Source organism: Streptomyces sp. Root1304 (assembly GCF_001426405.1).
Taxonomy (GTDB): Bacteria; Actinomycetota; Actinomycetes; order Streptomycetales; family Streptomycetaceae; genus Streptomyces.
Genome location: NZ_LMEP01000002.1, coordinates 222029 through 238403 on the forward strand (window position 1 = coordinate 222029; position 16375 = coordinate 238403).

Sequence of the window (16375 nt, forward strand, 5' to 3'; positions counted from 1 at the left end):
CCCAGCCCGTCCGATCGGCCCTGGCCGTGTTCACCGCTCCCGGAATCCCGGGGCATCCGGTGAGCACGGCCAAGGCCGTTCGGCCGTACGGGCCTCAGCCCGCGACGCCGGCGTCCTCGAACACCTCACCCACCTCTTCCTCGTCCTCCAGGGCGATCAGTTCCAGCAGCCGGGCCGCCAGTGAGGCCACCGTCGGCGCCGCGAAGAACTCCTTCAGGGAGATCTCCAGACCGGTGAGCAGATCGACCTTGTTGACCACCCGGGTCGCCAGCAGCGAGTGCCCGCCCAGCTCGAAGAAGCTGTCGTGGATGCCGACGTGGTCGACGCCGAGCACGTCCTTCCAGACCTCCGCGAGCGCCGCCTCGATCTCGTTGCGCGGGGCGCTGTAGTCGCTCGCCAGGTGCTCGCGCTCGGCCGCCGGCGCGGGCAGCGCCTTCCGGTCGATCTTCCCGCTGGTGGTGAGCGGCAGCTCCTCCATGACCACGAACGCGCCCGGGATCATGTACTCCGGCAGGGCGTCCTTGCAGCGCAGCCGTACCGCGGGCACGTCCACGGTCCGCCCCTGCGCGGGCACGGTGTAGGCCACCAGCCGGGTGTCGCCCGGCTCGTCCTCGCGGACCAGGACGACCGCCGAGGCGATCTCCTCCTGGGCGACGAGCGCCGCCTCGATCTCTCCGAGCTCGATCCGCAGACCGCGCAGCTTGACCTGGTGGTCGATGCGGCCGAGGAACTCCAGGTTGCCGTCGGGCAGCCAGCGCACCAGGTCACCGGTCCGGTAGAGCCGGGCCTCCGGGTCGGCCGAGAAGGGGTGCGGGACGAAGACCCCCGCCGTCAGCTCGGGCCGCTCCCAGTAGCCGCGGGCGACGCCGACGCCGCCGAGCCACAGCTCGCCGGGGACACCGGCCGGGGCGAGGCCGCCGCCGGGGTCCATCACGTACGCCTCGGTGTTGCCGATGGGCCGGCCGATCGGCACCCGGTCGACGGGGCCGGTCAGCGTGTACGCCGTCGCGGAGATGGTCGTCTCGGTCGGGCCGTACGTGTTGCAGATGGGCACCGTCGTGGCACCGAACCACTGCGCGACCAGGTTCACCGGGACCGCCTCGCCGCCGAGGACGAGGAGCCGGAAGGAGTCGCCGTGGGTGTCGCCCGCCTCCAGGCGCGCGACCACCTGCTGCCACATCGCCGGGGTGAACTCGGCGACGGTGACGCCCTCTTCGCGGATCACCCGGAGGCTCTGCGCGGGCGTCCAGGTCTCGCCGTCGCGGAGCACGATCCGCCCGCCGGCCATCAGCGTCGGGAAGATCTGCTCGGCCGCCGCGTCGAAGCTGATCGACGCGAACTGGAGCGTCCGGTCGGCCGGTCCGAGCCCGTACCGCTGCCGCATCTCCTGGAGCCGGTTGCTCATCGAGCGGTGCTCGATCATGACGCCCTTGGGGGTGCCCGTGGAGCCGGAGGTGTAGATGACGTACGCCAGCGAGGAGGGGTCGACCGGGACCGCCGGGTCGGTGCCGTCGAGGGCGTCGAGCAGCGGGCGGTCGCGGTCCATCAGGAGCAGTTCCCTGCCGGGCGCCGCGGGCAGCCGGCCCGCGACGGACTCCTGGGTGACGACCAGCGGCGTCCGGGTCTCGTCGAGCATGAACTGCAGGCGCTGGACGGGGTTGGCCGGGTCGAGCGGGACGTACCCGGCGCCCGCCTTGAGGATGCCGAGCATCGCCACGATCATGTCGGGCCCGCGTTCCAGGCAGATCGCGACCGGGACCTCGGGTCCCGCGCCCCGCGCGATCAGGTGGCGGGCGACCTGCCCGGCGCGCACGTCGAGCTCCCGGTAGGTGAGCCGGACGTCCCCGCAGACGACGGCGACGGCGTCCGGGGTCTCGGCGGCGCGGGCCGCGAACAGCCGGTGGACGGGCTGCTCGTCCGCGTGGTCGACGCGGGTGTCGCCGCCGGTGCGGAGCAGGGCCGCGCGCTCCTCGTCGCCGAGGACGTCGAGGGCGCCGATGCGCCGGTCGGGGTCGGCGGCGACGGCTTCGAGGAGCCGGACCAGCCGGTCGCCGATCGAGACGACCGTGTCGTGGTCGAAGAGGTCGGAGAGGTACTCGATGTGGGCGTCGATGCCGGCCGGCTCCCGGTCGGCGGTGTGCCGCTCGGTCATGCCGAAGTCGAGGTCGAACTTGGCGGTGTGGGTGACCACGTCGTGCCAGCTCGTCGCCAGTCCGGGCATCGCCAGCTGGTCGCCGTCGGTCGCCTGGAGGAAGGCCAGCATGACCTGGAAGAGCGGGTGGTGGGCGGTCGAGCGGACCGGGTTCAGCTCCTCGACCAGACGGTCGAAGGGGATGTCCTGGTGGCCGTACGCCTCCAGGTCGGTGGCCCGGACCCGCTCCAGCAGCTCGCGGAAGGTGGGGTCCTCCGAGGTGTCGGTCCGCAGCACGACGGTGTTCACGAAGAAGCCGACGAGGTCGTCGAGCCCGTCCTCGGTACGGCCCGCCAGCGGCGCGCCGATCGGGATGTCGGTACCCGCGCCGAGCCGGGTCAGCAGGGCGGCGACGGCGGCCTGGACGACCATGAACAGGGTCGACTGGTTGTCCCTGGCCAGCTCGGAGAGCCGGCCGTGCAGAGCGGCCGGCACGCCGAAGCGGTGGATGCCGCCCCGGGGCGAGGCCACCTGCGGGCGGGTGCGGTCGACCGGCAGGGCGAGTTCCTGCGGGAGTTCGGCCAACTGCTCGCGCCAGTAGGCGAGCTGGCGGGCGTCCAGGCTTCCCGGGTCGTCGGGGGCGCCGAGCAGCTTCCGCTGCCAGACCGCGTAGTCGGCGTACTGCACGGCCGGCGGCTGCCAGACGGGCGCGCCGCCCGCGAGCCGCGCGCCGTACGCGGTGCTCAGGTCGCGGCCCAGCGGGCCGACGGACCAGCCGTCGCTGGCGATGTGGTGCAGGAGCAGCAGCAGGTAGTGCTCCTCGTCCGACACCCGGAACACCCGGGCACGCACGGGGATCTCGGTCGACAGGTCGAAGGGGGTGCGCGAGGCGGCGGAGACGGCCTCGTCGATGCCGCCGGGCGCCACGTCCTCGCGCTCCAGGGTCACCCGGGCCTCCGCGGCCGGCCGGATCGACTGCAGGGGCTCGCCGCCCACCGAGGGGAACACCGTACGCAGCGCCTCGTGCCGCCCGACCACGTCGTTCACGGCCGCGCCGAGTGCGTCCACGTCGAGGCGCCCGGCGAGCCGGATCAGCCAGGGCACGTTGTACGTGGAGCTCGGGCCCTCCAGCTGTCCCAGGAACCACAGCCGGCGCTGCGCGAACGACACCGGGACCTCGGCGGCCCGCTCCACCGGACCCAGCACCGGGCGCTCACCGCCGGCCGCCGACGAGGCCAGGCGCCGGGCGAACTCCCGTACCGACGGGGCACGGAACAGGTCCCGGACCCCGACCTCGTACCCGAGCACCGCGCGCACCCGGCTCACCAGGCGGGTCGCGAGGAGGGAGTGGCCGCCGAGGGCGAAGAAGTTGTCGTCGGGCTCGACCCGCCCGACCTTCAGGATCTCGCCGAAGATCCCGCAGAGGATCTCCTCCTGGGCGGTCAGGGAGGCACGGACCGGGGCGGCGGCCGGAGCGGCAGGTGCGGTGGCCGGGGCGGGGCCGCCGTCGCGGACGACGAAGGCACCCGGGAGGAGGGCGGCGGGCAGGACGGCCGCCAGGTGCGCGCGTACGGCGGTCTCGTCGAAGGCGGCGCCGGGGGCGGACACGACATGGGCGACGATCCGCGCCGCCGCTCCCCCGGAGTCCCCGGACCGCTCGCCGCTCGCGGCCTCCTCGTTCCTGACCAGGACGACGGCGGAGGCGACCTGCTCGTGGGTGCGCAGGGCGTCCTCGATCGCGGCGGTGTCGATCACGGTCGTGCCGGTGCCGGCGGTGACGGCGGGTGCGTCGGACAGGGTGCCGATGCGCCGGTCGGGGTCGGTGGTGACGGCTTCGAGGAGCCGGACCAGCCGGGCGCCGAGGGCGGCGACGGTCTCCTCGTCGAACAGGTCCTTCGCGTAGTTCCACTCCAGGGTCAGACCCGCCGGGCCGCCGTCCGCCGCGTGGCGCTCGGCGACCGAGACGGCGAGGTCGAACTTGGCGGTGCCGCTGGGCACGTCCGTCCAGGTGACCTCGGCGCCGGGGATCTCGATCCGGCCCTCGTAGCTGTGCTGGAAGGCCAGCATGACCTGGAAGAGCGGGTGGTGGGCGGTCGAGCGGACCGGGTTCAGCTCCTCGACCAGCCGCTCGAAGGGGATGTCCTGGTGGCCGTACGCCTCCAGGTCGGTGGCCCGCACCCGCTCCAGCAGCTCACGGAACGAGGGGTCCTCCGAGGTGTCCGTGCGGAGCACGACCGTGTTCACGAAGAAGCCGACGAGGTCGTCGAGCCCGTCCTCGGTACGGCCCGCCAGCGGCGCGCCGATCGGGATGTCGGTGCCCGCGCCGAGCCGGGTCAGCAGGGCGGCCATCGCCGCCTGCATCACCATGAACAGGGTGGACTGGTTGCCCCGGGCCAGCTCGGAGAGCCGGCCGTGCAGAGCGGCCGGCACGCCGAGGCGGTGGATGCCGCCCCGGTACGAGGCCACCTGCGGGCGCGGGCGGTCCGACGGAAGGTCGAGGACCTCGGGCAGTTCGCTCAACTGGCCGCGCCAGTACGACAGTTGCCGTGCTTCCAGGCTCTCCGGGTCCTGGACGTCGCCGAGCAGGCCCCGCTGCCAGACCGCGTAGTCGGCGTACTGCACCGGCAGCGGCTCCCACGCCGGGGCGAAGCCGGCGAGCCGCGCGCCGTACGCCGTGCTCAGGTCACGGCCCAGCGGGCCGACCGACCAGCCGTCGCTCGCGATGTGGTGCAGCAGCAGGAGCAGGACGTGCTCGTCCTCCGAAACCCGGAACACCCACGCGCGCACCGGAATCTCGGACGACAGGTCGAACACCCGCTCCGACGCGGCGGCCACCGCGTCGTCCACACCTTCGGCGGTGACGTCCACCCGCTCCACGGGCACCCGCACCTCCCCGGCCGGCAGCACCGACTGCAGCGGTTCGCCGTCCACCGAGGGGAACACCGTCCGCAGCGCCTCGTGCCGCCCGACCACGTCGTTCACGGCCGCGTCGAGGGCGTCCACGTCCACCGGGCCCGAGAGCCGGATCAGCCACGGCACGTTGTACGTCGCGCTCGGCCCCTCCATCTCGCCCAGGAACCACAGCCGGCGCTGCGCGAACGACACCGGGACCTCCGCCGCCCGCTCCACCGGAGCCAGCACCGGACGCTCACCGCCCGCCGCCACCGACGCCAGACGCCGCGCGAACTCCCGTACCGACGGGGCACGGAACAGATCGCGCACCCCCACCTCGTACCCGAGCACCGCACGCACCCGGCTCACCAGACGCGTCGCGAGGAGGGACTGACCGCCGAGGGCGAAGAAGTTGTCGTCCACCCCCACCCGCTCCACACCCAGCACCTCGCCGAACAACCCACACAGAATCTCTTCCTGCACGGACACGTTCACCATTCACTCCTCAGTCGTCGATCGAAAGAAATTCCGTAGGGGACAAGCGGATTGCCACCGGACTGCTCCGCAGGAAGGGCAGCCCTGGGCCGCCGGGCCCTCTAGGCCATGAGCTTGCGAATCTCGGTGATGAGGCCGACCAGCGCCTCACGCTCGGGGACGGTCGTCTCGGGGTGCCACAGGTCCACGAGGAGGCAGGTGCGCGGGCGGACGCCGTCGTTCCACGCCTCGTGCTCGAAGGAGTAGTCGAAGAGCAGGCACTCGCCCTCCTTCCACTGCCGGGTCTCGCCGGCCACCGTGATCCCGCACCCCTCCGGGATGTCGACCGCGAGGTGCAGGTTGATGCTGAAGTTCCAGAGGTCGCAGTGCGGGGCGATCGAGGCGCCCGGCAGCAGGGTGGAGAAGTGGCTCTCCAGGAGGGTGCAGAGCTTGCCCTGCTCCAGGACCTCACGGGTCAGGACCTCGTACGCGGTGGGCACCAGCGGGGCCGAGGACTCGACCGGCGCGCCGTCCCTGAACAGGTACAGGGCCTGCCAGTTCTCCTGCCGGGTGAGGTAGTGCTCGTAGTCGGAGAAGGCGCTCTTCCGCTCGGCCCAGGCCTCGTCCAGCTCCCGCTTGATCGCGGCGTGCCCGGCCTCGAAGGCGCGGACGACGGAGGCGACCTCGGGGTGCCCGTAGGGGTCGTGCCAGGGGGTCTGCGAGATCCCCGGCATGATCCACTTGGCGTTCTTCTGGAGCGGGTGCCGCTCCTGCTGCTTGCGGTACAGCATGTCCTCGACACGGACGATCGAGTCGGCTCCGTGCCGGTCCTTCACGTCCTGGAAGATCGCGTCGATCTCGGGGGTCATGGCTCGCTCTCTCTTCCGTCAGGCCGCGAGGACCGGGGCGGTCGCGGCGGCGGTGGTCGCCGGGGCGGCGGTCTCGGGGGCGTTCTCGTACAGGGCGGGGATACGGGTGGGCAGCGAGCCCCAGGTCTCGGGGGTGTAGAAGTGGCCGCCCGGCAGCACGTCGTGGCGGTACGCGCCGGCGGCGAGGACGCGCCACTGCTCGGCGGCGCGCGGGTCGATGACCTCGTCGGCGTCCCCGTTGATCACCTGGACCGGTACGGAGACCTGGGCGCCGTCGCGGTAGTAGAAGGTGTCGCGGATGCGCACGTCCGCGCGCATCAGGTCGAGCGCCATCTCGCGCAGGTCCGGGTCGTCCAGGACGTGCTGCGGCAGCAGCCCGAACGTCTCCATCCAGTGCATGATCTGCTCGTCGGTGTCCGCCTGCGCGGGGAACATGTCCTGGACGGTGAGGCCCCGGCTCGGCGCGTTCGCGGAGGAGACGACGAGCGCCTTCGGGAGCGGGCCGCCGCGCTCCTCGATGCGGGCGGCGACGTCGAAGGCCATCCAGCCGCCCATGCTGTGGCCGAAGAGGACGTAGTCCCGGTCGGCGGCGGAGAGCACGGCCGCGACGGCGTCCTCGGCCAGCTCGTCCCAGTTGTCGGGGCAGTCCTCGGCGAACCGGCCCTCACGGCCCGGGTAGCAGATCGCGGCCAGTTCGACGCCCTCGGGCAGCACGTCCGCCCAGGGCATGTACGAGCCGGCGCCGCCGCCGCAGAAGCCCAGGCAGATGAGCCTCAGGCGCGCGTCGGGGTCCTGCCGGGGGCGGACCACAATGGTGTCCTGCACGGTCTGTCTTCCTTACGTCGTCGAAGTGGGGTGGGGTCAGGCGGCGTTCGTGGCGCGCAGGGCGTCGACGTGGTCGGCGAGGTCGCGCAGCCGGGGGTGCTTGTAGACGTCCTTGACGGGGACCGGCCGGCCGAGGCTCTTCTTCAGGCGTCCGACGACGCGGAGCGCCATCAGGGAGTGGCCGCCGAGGGCGAAGAAGTCGTCGTCGACGCCGATCGAGGCCCGGCCCAGGACCTCGGACCAGACGCCCGCGATCAGCCGCTCGGTCTCGGTGGCCGGGGCGCCGCCCGCGGCCTCCGCCGGTCCGCCGGCCGCCTCGGGGGCGGGCAGGGCCGCGGTGTCGAGCTTGCCGTTGGGGGTCAGCGGCAGCGCGTCGAGGAAGACGTAGTCGGACGGGAGCATGAACTCCGGGAGCGCCTGCGCCGCGTGCTTGCGGAGCAGTGCCGCGCCCGGCTCCGTACCGGTCTCCGGGCCGGCGTCGCCGGCGGCGGGGACGAGGTAGGCGACGAGACGGTCGCCGGAGGCGTCGGTGGTGTCGGCCGCCGGGCGGATCTGGACCACGGCCGTGGCGACGTCCGGGTGCGAGGCGAGGACGTGCTCGATCTCCCCCAGCTCCATGCGGTAGCCGCGGAACTTGACCTGCCGGTCGGCGCGGCCGACGAACTCCAGTCCGTGCGGCGTCCGCCGGACCACGTCACCGGTCCGGTACATCCGGCTGCCGGGCGTGCCGAACGGGTCGGCCGGGAAGCGCTCGGCGGTCAGCTCCGGCTGGTTCACGTAGCCGAGGGCCAGTCGCGGTCCGGCGATGCACAGCTCACCGGGCTCGCCGTCCGGGACCTGGCGTCCCGACGCGTCCAGGACGTGGAGCCGGTTGCCGGGCAGGGCGTCGCCGATGTGCGGGCCCTCGCCGGTGATCCAGGCGGCGGTCGCGTCGACGGTGCACTCGGTCGGACCGTAGAGGTTGAGCGCGTCGAGGACGCCGTTCGCGGTGGCCTCGGACAGCTCGCGCCAGGTCCGCTCCGGGACCGGCTCGCCGCCCATGAAGAGGCGCGGGACCCGGCCGTCGGCGCGGGGCCGCAGCAGGGTGGCGCGGAGCATCTCCCAGTGCGAGGGCGTGAGGTCGAGGTCGGTGACGGCGAGCCGGTCGAACAGCTCCTCCAGGCGCTCCGGGTCCTTGCGCACCTCGTCGTCCAGGACGACGACGCTGTCGCCCCGGCAGACCCGGACCCACTGCTGGACGGAGGCGTCGAAGGAGACGCCGGCGTTCCAGGCGACGGTCCGCGGCTCGGGGCCGTACGCCCCGAACTCCTCCAGGGCCGCGACCAGCGAGGCCACACCGGCCCGGGTGGCCTCCACGCCCTTGGGGCGGCCGGTGGAACCGGAGGTGAAGATGACGTACGCGGGGGCGTCGGCGGCCGGCAGGTCGTCGAAGGGGACGGGGGCGGGCGACCGCTCGGGCAGCGCCGCCGGGTCGACCAGCTCGACGCCCGCCGGGGCGAATCCGGTGTCGGCGCCCGTGTCGGCGACGAGGACCCGGATGCCGGACTCCTCGGCCATGTAGGTGAGGCGGTCGTGCGGGTAGGCCTGGTCGAGGGGGACGTACGCGGCTCCGGCGCGCCAGGTGGCGAGCAGGGCGACGACGAGTCCGGCACCGCGCCGCAGGTGGATGCCGACGCGGTCGCCCGGGGCGACACCGCGGGCGATCAGCTCACCGGCGAGGAGGCGGGTGCGCTCCTCCAGCGCGGCGAAGGTCAGGGTGGCGTCGGAGCCGTGGACGGCGAGGCGGTCGGGGTGGCTGCGCGCGACCCGCAGGAAACGGGCCGGCGCGTCGATGGGCTCCTCGTGGAGGACGGCCATGGAACACGCTCCTTGGGACGGGAGGGTCGGGTGGGGTGAGCTGGGACGGCGGTGGCGTCGCTCAGGCGAAGCGCGCGGCCGGGCGGACCGACGGGCGGCAGTCCTCGACGTCGGCCGGGTTGCCCATGGCGACGACGATCTTCCGGTCGCCGCGGAAGGGGTCGCGGCCGTGGGAGGTGAGGATGTTGTCGACGAGCATCACGTCGCCGACCTGCCACCGCTCGCGGACGGTCGCCTTGTCGTACGCCTCCTGGAGGGCGTCCAGGTCCTCGCGGCTGAGCGGGGTGCCGTCGCCGAAGGCGGTGTTGAACGGCAGGCCCTCGCGGCCGAACTCGTCGACCAGGGTCTCGCGGAGCTCCTCGTCGAGCGCCCACTCGTTCCAGAAGACGAGGTGGTTGAACCAGACCTCCTCGCCCGTGTCCGGGTGGCGGATGGTGCCGGGGCGTACCTGGCTGGTGCGCAGGTTGCCGTCCTCCTGCCAGTCGAGGGCGATGCGGTTCTCGGCGCAGTAGCGCTCGACGTCCGCCGGGTCCTCGGTGGCGAAGGCGGTCTTCCAGTCGGTGGAGATGTAGTCCGAGTAGCTGCGCTGGAGCAGCCAGCCGTGGGCGCGCATCTTCTCGGCGAGCGCCGGCGGGACGTTCGCGAGGACCTTGCGGACGTCGGCGACGGGGGTCGCACCCTGCTCGGCGGGGGCGATCAGGCAGCCGAAGAGGAGGGCCCGGGGGAAGGTCAGGGTGTAGCTGTTCTCGTTGTGCATGCGGATCGACTGCGACGGCGGCAGGTCCGTGGAGGAGAAGACGTCGTCGCCGAAGCTGCTGCGCGGGGTGGCCTTCTCGCGGTACGGGGTGCGCTCGGGGACGAGCACGTCCCGGACGCGGGCGAAGTCCTCGACCGTACGCACCGGCAGGCCGCGCAGGTACAGGGCGCCGTGCACATGGAGGGCCGCGGTCAGCTCGGGCAGCCGCTCCTGGAGCCAGGCGCAGGCCTCGTCGATGTCGGCGAAGGCGGGGGCCTCGGCGGTGGCGGGCTTGCCGGGGGCGGTCCGCCAGTCGAGGACGGCGGTGGGCGCGGGGGCCGGGACGGACGGGTCGGCGGCGCGAACGGCGGTGGTGCGTACGGCGGTTCGCACGGTCGTGGTGGTCACCGGGGCTTCCTTTCGTGGGTGAGGGGAGGGCGGGGGCGCGTGGCGGTCCCGGGGGGGCGCGGTCACGCGGCGGCGAGGGCGTTCCTGACGGCCTCGCCCGCTTCCTTGGTGCCGAGGACTCCGCCCAGGTCGGGGGTGCACTGCCCCTCGCGGATGGCCGTGCCGACGGCGCGGCGGAGGGCGTCGGCCTCGGTGGCCCAGCCGAGGTGTTCGAGCATCAGGGCGGAGCTGAGGATGGCGCCGAAGGGGTTGCCGATGCCCTGGCCCGCGATGTCGGGGGCGCTGCCGTGCACGGGCTCGTAGAGGCCGAAGCCGGTGACGGGGTTGATGTTGGCGGAGGCCGCGTTGCCGAGGCCGCCGGCGAGCATCGCCGCGAGGTCGCTGAGGATGTCGCCGTACGAGTTGTTGGTGACGATGACGTCGAACTGGGAGGGGTCGGAGATGAACTTCATCGCCGCCGCGTCGACGTACAGGTGGGTGGACGTGATGTCGGGACGCTTGGCCGCGGCCTCCTGGAAGGCCCGCTGCCAGACCTGTCCGCCGTGCCGGACGGCGTTCGACTTGTCGACCATGCAGACGCCGCGCTTGGCGATGGAGTACGCGTACTCCATGATCCGCGAGACGCCCATGTGGGTGCTGACGTCGGCGTCGACGGCCATCTCGTGCTCGGTGCCGGCCCGCAGGACACCGCCGATGTCGGTGTAGAGGCCCTCGGTGTTCTCGCGGACGATGACGCAGTCGAGCTTCCGGGTCCGCTCGTCGCGCAGCGGGCTGAGGCGCTCGTCGAGCAGGGCGGCCGGGCGGTGGTTGACGAAGAGGTCGAGGTCGAAGCGGAGGCGGAGGAGGACGCCGCGGCCGTAGTCGGAGGTCTTCACGCGGGGGTCGCCGATGGCGCCGAAGAGCACGGCGTCGCCGGCCTTGACGCGCTCGAAGTCCTCGTCGGAGAGGGAGACGCCGGTACGGAGGTAGGTGTCGGCGTTGACGTGGTCGAGGACGTCGAAGCGGAGGTCGAGGCCGAGGGCGTCGATGGTCTCCAGGGCCTCCCTGGTCACCTCGGGGCCGATGCCGTCACCGGGGATGACGGTCACTGTCTTGGTCATGAGGGGTCTCACCGTTTCTTGGCTGATGGAGGGTGGTCGCCGGCCGGCGGGCGGTCGGCGGGCGGTCGGCGGTCGGCCGACGGCGGGCGGTCGTCAGGGGAGGAGGCGGGCGCGGGCCGCCGCGAGGATCTCCGGGGAGCGGTTGAAGGCCACCCGGACGTAGTTCCGGCCGCGCGCCTCGTCGGCGAAGAACGGGGTGCCGGGGGCGAGGAGGACGGAGGACTCCTCCAGGACGCGGCGGACGAAGGTCCGGCAGTCCTCGTCCGTGGCGCCGCGGATGTCGGCGAGGACGAAGCAGCCGCCCTCCGGCAGGCGGAAGGTGAGCCCCATCCGGGAGAGGATGTCCGCCGTCTCGTCGCGGGCCCGGGACAGCTCCTTCGCGGCGGTGAGGGAGGCCGCGTCGAAGAGGTCCGTGAGGCCCGCGGCCAGCTGGAGCGGGGCGCCGGCGCCGTTGGTGGTGATCTCGTGGACCCGGCGGAAGACCCGGGTGAGTTCCGGCCGGGCCCGCAGGAACCCGAGCCGCCAGCCGCTGATGGCGTGGCTCTTGGAGAGCGAGCCGACGACCACGCTGCGGTCGCGCAGCGAGGGCACGTCGGCGACCGAGAGGTGCGGCCGCCCGTCGAAGACGAGGTTCGCGTACACCTCGTCGGAGATGACCGTCACGTCCCACCGCTCGCACAGGGCGGCGATCCGCTCCAGGTCCTCCGCCGACAAGGTCTGGCCCGTCGGGTTGGCCGGGGTGTTCAGGATGATCGCCCGGGTGGCGGGACCGAAGGCGGCGGCCAGCTCGTCCGGGTCGAGCCGCCAGTCGGGGCTTCCCGGCCCCTCCGGCTCGTGGAGGGGGACGAACTTCGGCCGGGCTCCGGCCAGTTCGACGGCGCCGAGGAAGTTCTCGTAGTACGGGTCGAGGAGGACGACCTCGTCGCCCGGGTCGACCAGCGAGAACAGCGCCACGCACAGCGCCTCGGTGCCGCCGACCGTGACGGTCAGCTCGGTGTCCGGGTCGGCGGGGGTGGTGAAGGACTCGGCGATCCGGCGGCGGATGTCCGCGCCGCCGTGCGGCAGTTCGTACTGGTTGACGCCGCCGCGCAGGGCCCGTACAGCCTCCTCGACCAGCGGCTTCGGGGTCTCCGGCGCACCGGGGGTGCCCACGGCCAGGTCGATGGCGCCGCGCTCGCGGGCCAGCAGGAACAGCTCGGCGAGGTTGCCCTTGGGGATGCGCCCGGCCCGCCGGGAGACGGCCGCCCGGCCGCCCGTCGCGGCCGGCGCCGTGAGGGTCCCCGCCGGGGCGGTCGCCGTGGTGGCGCTCGGCCGGGGGGCGGTCGCCGTCGTCACGACGCCCGCCGGAGCTTCGCCGCGTCCGGGGAGGAGAAGCTGCCGCGGGTGATGCTGGTCATCCAGGCCGGCCGGCGCTCCTCGTAGGCGGCGATCACGTCGGCCTTGCGGAGGGTCACGTCGATGTCGTCGAGACCGTTGAGGAGGAGCCAGCGGGCACGGTGGTCCGCCTCGAACTCCCAGGTCCGGCCGTCGGCGGTGACGGTCAGCTCCTGGAGGTCGACGGTGATCTCGAACTCGGGGTCGGCGAGGGACAGTTCGGCCAGCTCGGCGACGACCTCCACCGGCAGGGCCACCGCGAGGAGGCCGTTCTTCAGGGCGTTGCGCAGGAAGATGTCGCCGAAGCTGGTGGCGATGACCGCACGGAAGCCCCAGTCGCGCAGCGCCCACACGGCGTGCTCGCGCGAGCTGCCCGTACCGAAGTTGTGTCCCGCGACCAGGACGCTGGCGCCCTGGTGCGCCGGCCGGTTCAGGACGAAGTCGGGCTCCTTGCGCCAGTGGCCGAACAGGGTGTCGGCGTAACCGGACTTGGTGAGGCGCTTGCAGAACTCGGCCGGGATGATCTGGTCGGTGTCGACGTCGTCCCTGCTCAGCGCCACGGCCTGGCCGGTGTGCGCCTTCATCGGCTCTCTCATGCCTGGTCCTCCTGCTCGTTCTTCGGGTCGGTCAGCTCGCTCGGGGTGGCCAGTCGCCCGACGACGGCGGTGGCGGCGGCCACCACGGGCGAGACCAGATGGGTGCGGGCGTGGGTGCCCTGCCGGCCCTCGTAGTTGCGGTTCGAGGTGGAGGCGACGCGCTGGATGCCCTGGAGGCGGTCGGCGTTGATGCCCATGCACATCGAGCAGCCGGAGAGCCGCCACTGCGCGCCGGCGTCCAGGAAGACCTGGTGCAGGCCCTCCTCCTCGGCCTGGGCGCGGACCGCCATCGAGCCGGGGACGACGAGCATCGTGATCGACGGGGCGACCTTCCGGCCGCGCAGCACGTCGGCCGCGGCCCGCAGGTCCTCGATGCGGCCGTTGGTGCAGGAGCCGAGGAAGACCGTGTTGATGTCGATGTCCCGCATCGGCACGTGCGCTTCGAGACCCATGTACTCCAGGGCCCGGCGCGCCGCCGCCTGCTCGGCGTCGCTCGCGAAGGACTCGGGGGCGGGGACCTCGGCGTCCAGCGGTACGGCCTGGCCGGGGTTGGTGCCCCAGGTGACGAAGGGCTTCAGCCCGGTGACGTCCAGCTCGACGACCCGGTCGAAGGCGGCGCCCTCGTCGGTCCGCAGCGACTCCCAGTAGGCGCGGGCCTCCTCCCACTCGGCGTCCGCGGCCGGGTCCCAGCGCTCGCGCAGGTAGTCGACCGTCTTGTCGTCCGGGGCGATGAGACCGGCGCGGGCACCGGCCTCGATGCTCATGTTGCAGACCGTCATCCGCCCCTCCATGGAGAGGTTCTCGACGGCCTTGCCGCGGTACTCGATGGCGTAGCCGTTGGCCCCGTTGGCCCCGATGTGCGCGATCAGCGCGAGGATCAGGTCCTTCGGCGTGACGTCCGCCGGCGGCTCGCCGACGAACTCGACCGACATCGTCCTCGGCCGCTGGAGGGCCAGCGTCTGGGTGGCGAGGACGTGCTCGACGTCGCTGGTACCGACGCCGAAGGCGAGGGCACCGAAGGCGCCGTGCGTGGAGGTGTGGCTGTCGCCGCACACCACGGTCATGCCCGGGCGGACGAAGCCCAGCTCCGGTGCCACGACGTGCACGATGCCCTGCCGGTCGTCGCCCAGCGAGAACAGCTCGATGCCCTGCTCCTCGCAGTTCTCGCGGAGCCGCTCCAGCTGCGCGCTGCCCATCGCGTCCTTCACGAACAGCGTGTTGGTGGGCACGTTGTGGTCTTCCAGGGCGAGCGCCAGGTCGGGTCTGCGGACCCGGCGTCCGGTGAGCTGGAGGCCGTCGAAGGCCTGCGGCGAGCTGGCCTCGTGGAGCAGGTGCAGGTCGATGTAGAGGAGGTCGGGTTCGCCCGGCGCCCGGTCGACGACGTGGTTCTCCCACACCTTCTCGATCAGGTTGCGCTCGGTGCGCTCCGGCTGCGTGATCGTGCTCATCGTGCGGCCACCGCCATCTCGGCGGTCGGGGCGGCGGCGGTGGCCGGCGCCGAGGCGCGCAGCAGACGGCCGGTGATGATCTCGCGCAGGTCGCCCAGCTCGATGCAGGTGCCGTCGGCGCGGTTGGCGATGTAGGTGTCGTAGATCTCGTCGAGCAGATCGCGCTCGACGCCCAGGCCCATCTGGTCGAACAGGTTGCGGATGACGTTGCGTCCGGAGTGCCGGCCGATGAGAATTCCGCGGTCGCGACCGAAGAGGTGCGGCTCGACGTATTCGTACGTCACCGGGTTGCGCAGCATTCCCGCCTGGTGGATTCCGGCCTGCGTGGCGAATGCGTTGTCACCGAACACGGCCTTGTTGCGCGGCGTCGACATTCCGATGATCCGGCTGAGGATCAGATAGGCGTCGTAGAGCTTCTCGGTCTGGAGACGGCTGGTCACACCCAGCAGCTCACCCTTGTAGAGAAGGACGGCGGCCAGCTCTTCGAGGGGGGTGTTTCCGGCGCGCTCACCGATTCCGGCGAGTGTCGACTGCACCTCGTCCGCGCCCGCCTCGATACCGGCGAGGGCATTGGCGAGGGAAAGTCCGAGGTCCTGGTGGCAGTGCGTGGAAAGGATGACGTCGTCGGGGATCCAGGAGCGGACCCGGGCGACCTGGGCGCCGTATTCCGACGGGATCATGCAGCCGGTGGTGTCGGCGAGCGCGACGGTCCTGGCGCCCTCCGCGACGCCCGCCTCGATCAGCGGACGCAGCATGTCGTCGGTGCCGCGGCTGGCGTCCTCGATGCCGAGCGTGATGTCGGTGAAGCCGAGCTCACGGGCGAACCGGATGCTGTCGATGATCTCGTGCAGGCCTTCGGCCCTGGTCAGACCGCGCTTGTGCTCCAGGTGGACATCGCTGCCGGTGGCCATGATCTGGACCTGGTGGTCGATGCCGCCGGCCTCGGCCGCCAGCTCGATGTCCTCGCGGACCGCACGGTTGAGGGTGGCGACCTTGGCGGTCGTGAGCGCCTCGGCGATCAGCTTGGTGGCGAGGAAGTCGCTCGGGGAGGAGCTGGGGAAGCCGGCCTCGATGGTGTCGACGCCGGTGGCCTCGATGGCGAGGGCAAGTTCCAGCTTCTGCTCCGCGTTCATCGCGTTGCCGGGGGCCTGCTCTCCGTCGCGGAGCGTCGAGTCGAATACGCGGAGCCGACGTGCCGGGGAGTTGGGGCTCGAAGTCATGATTCTGCCTCTTTCGGGAACGCCGCCATGAGACACAGGATCGGGAGATCGCACTGTGCGGCAGCGGGGGCTTGTGGCCGACGGCGGTGACTTTACGCGGCTGGGAACGCCGCCCGTCAAGCCCTTTCCGCAAAATAGAGCGTCGATAGTGGCCCGATGGAGGGGTATTGGAGAATGAGCCACAAGCGCGCATTTCCCTATGCATCGAGTGGCGAATCAAGGAGTGATTTTAATGGGCGAATTCTCTTCCGAGGCACGCCTTCTTTCTCGAATGCGGCGTGCGGGTGCTGCGGTACGGATCGGGCGCCGTGCGGAGGGGGTGCGGGAGGTTCCGCTGTCCTTCGCGCAGCAGCGCCTCTGGTTCCTCGACCAGCTGGACCCCGGGAGCGCGGAGTACGTGGTGCCGACGGCGTTCCGCGTGCGCGGCCCGCTGGACCCGGCGGCG

At 72.4% G+C, this 16375-nt stretch carries 10 protein-coding genes; all 10 read right to left on the reverse strand.

Annotated elements, in window-relative coordinates:
* Nucleotides 1-94: 94 nt before the first annotated feature.
* The 10 genes from ASD33_RS05985 to ASD33_RS06030 all read right to left on the reverse strand — a co-directional run bounded on the left by ASD33_RS05985 (nt 95) and on the right by ASD33_RS06030 (nt 15930).
* The gene (locus tag ASD33_RS05985; protein WP_199863457.1) at nt 95-5506 is read right to left on the reverse strand and encodes a non-ribosomal peptide synthetase; all 5412 of its coding nucleotides are present in this window, start codon (nt 5504-5506) and stop codon (nt 95-97) included.
* A 113-nt stretch (nt 5507-5619) separates the two neighbouring features.
* Nucleotides 5620-6366 carry an aspartyl/asparaginyl beta-hydroxylase domain-containing protein gene (locus ASD33_RS05990; protein WP_056554471.1) on the reverse strand — a complete coding sequence of 249 codons (747 nt, stop codon included), beginning with the start codon at nt 6364-6366 and terminating at the stop codon, nt 5620-5622.
* A gap of 18 nt (nt 6367-6384) precedes the next feature.
* A complete protein-coding gene (locus ASD33_RS05995) occupies nt 6385-7191 on the reverse strand; it encodes an alpha/beta fold hydrolase (RefSeq protein ID WP_056554474.1) in 807 nt (268 codons plus the stop codon).
* A 36-nt stretch (nt 7192-7227) separates the two neighbouring features.
* The gene (locus ASD33_RS06000) at nt 7228-9048 is read right to left on the reverse strand and encodes a non-ribosomal peptide synthetase (RefSeq protein ID WP_063992047.1); all 1821 of its coding nucleotides are present in this window, start codon (nt 9046-9048) and stop codon (nt 7228-7230) included.
* 61 nt (nt 9049-9109) lie between these two features.
* Nucleotides 9110-10192 carry a TauD/TfdA family dioxygenase gene (locus ASD33_RS06005; protein WP_242426947.1) on the reverse strand — a complete coding sequence of 361 codons (1083 nt, stop codon included), beginning with the start codon at nt 10190-10192 and terminating at the stop codon, nt 9110-9112.
* Between the two features lie 62 nt (nt 10193-10254).
* A complete protein-coding gene (locus tag ASD33_RS06010) occupies nt 10255-11292 on the reverse strand; it encodes an isocitrate/isopropylmalate family dehydrogenase (protein ID WP_056554478.1) in 1038 nt (345 codons plus the stop codon).
* Nucleotides 11293-11385: 93 nt separating this feature from the next.
* Nucleotides 11386-12627 (reverse strand): pyridoxal phosphate-dependent aminotransferase, encoded by a 1242-nt coding sequence (locus ASD33_RS06015; protein WP_079044589.1) that lies wholly within the window; start codon nt 12625-12627, stop codon nt 11386-11388.
* Complete coding sequence (gene leuD / locus ASD33_RS06020; protein WP_056554481.1) at nt 12624-13262, reverse strand: 3-isopropylmalate dehydratase small subunit; 639 nt, start codon at nt 13260-13262, stop codon at nt 12624-12626. The genes ASD33_RS06015 and leuD overlap by 4 nt, the downstream gene beginning before the upstream one ends.
* Nucleotides 13259-14710 carry a 3-isopropylmalate dehydratase large subunit gene (gene leuC, locus ASD33_RS06025; RefSeq protein WP_056554483.1) on the reverse strand — a complete coding sequence of 484 codons (1452 nt, stop codon included), beginning with the start codon at nt 14708-14710 and terminating at the stop codon, nt 13259-13261. The genes leuD and leuC overlap by 4 nt, the downstream gene beginning before the upstream one ends.
* Nucleotides 14707-15930, reverse strand: coding sequence for a pyruvate carboxyltransferase (locus ASD33_RS06030; RefSeq protein WP_056554485.1), 1224 nt, complete (start codon nt 15928-15930; stop codon nt 14707-14709). Before ASD33_RS06030 ends, leuC begins: the two co-directional genes overlap by 4 nt.
* Between the last annotated feature and the right edge of the window lie 445 nt (nt 15931-16375).

Coding starts and splice junctions, on each gene's coding strand:
- ASD33_RS05990 (WP_056554471.1), bottom strand. CDS start 6,366: ATGACCCCCGAGATCGACGCGATCTTCCAGGACGTGAAGGACCGGCAC.
- ASD33_RS06000 (WP_063992047.1), bottom strand. CDS start 9,048: ATGGCCGTCCTCCACGAGGAGCCCATCGACGCGCCGGCCCGTTTCCTG.
- ASD33_RS06010 (WP_056554478.1), bottom strand. CDS start 11,292: ATGACCAAGACAGTGACCGTCATCCCCGGTGACGGCATCGGCCCCGAG.
- leuD (WP_056554481.1), bottom strand. CDS start 13,262: ATGAGAGAGCCGATGAAGGCGCACACCGGCCAGGCCGTGGCGCTGAGC.
- leuC (WP_056554483.1), bottom strand. CDS start 14,710: ATGAGCACGATCACGCAGCCGGAGCGCACCGAGCGCAACCTGATCGAG.
- ASD33_RS06030 (WP_056554485.1), bottom strand. CDS start 15,930: ATGACTTCGAGCCCCAACTCCCCGGCACGTCGGCTCCGCGTATTCGAC.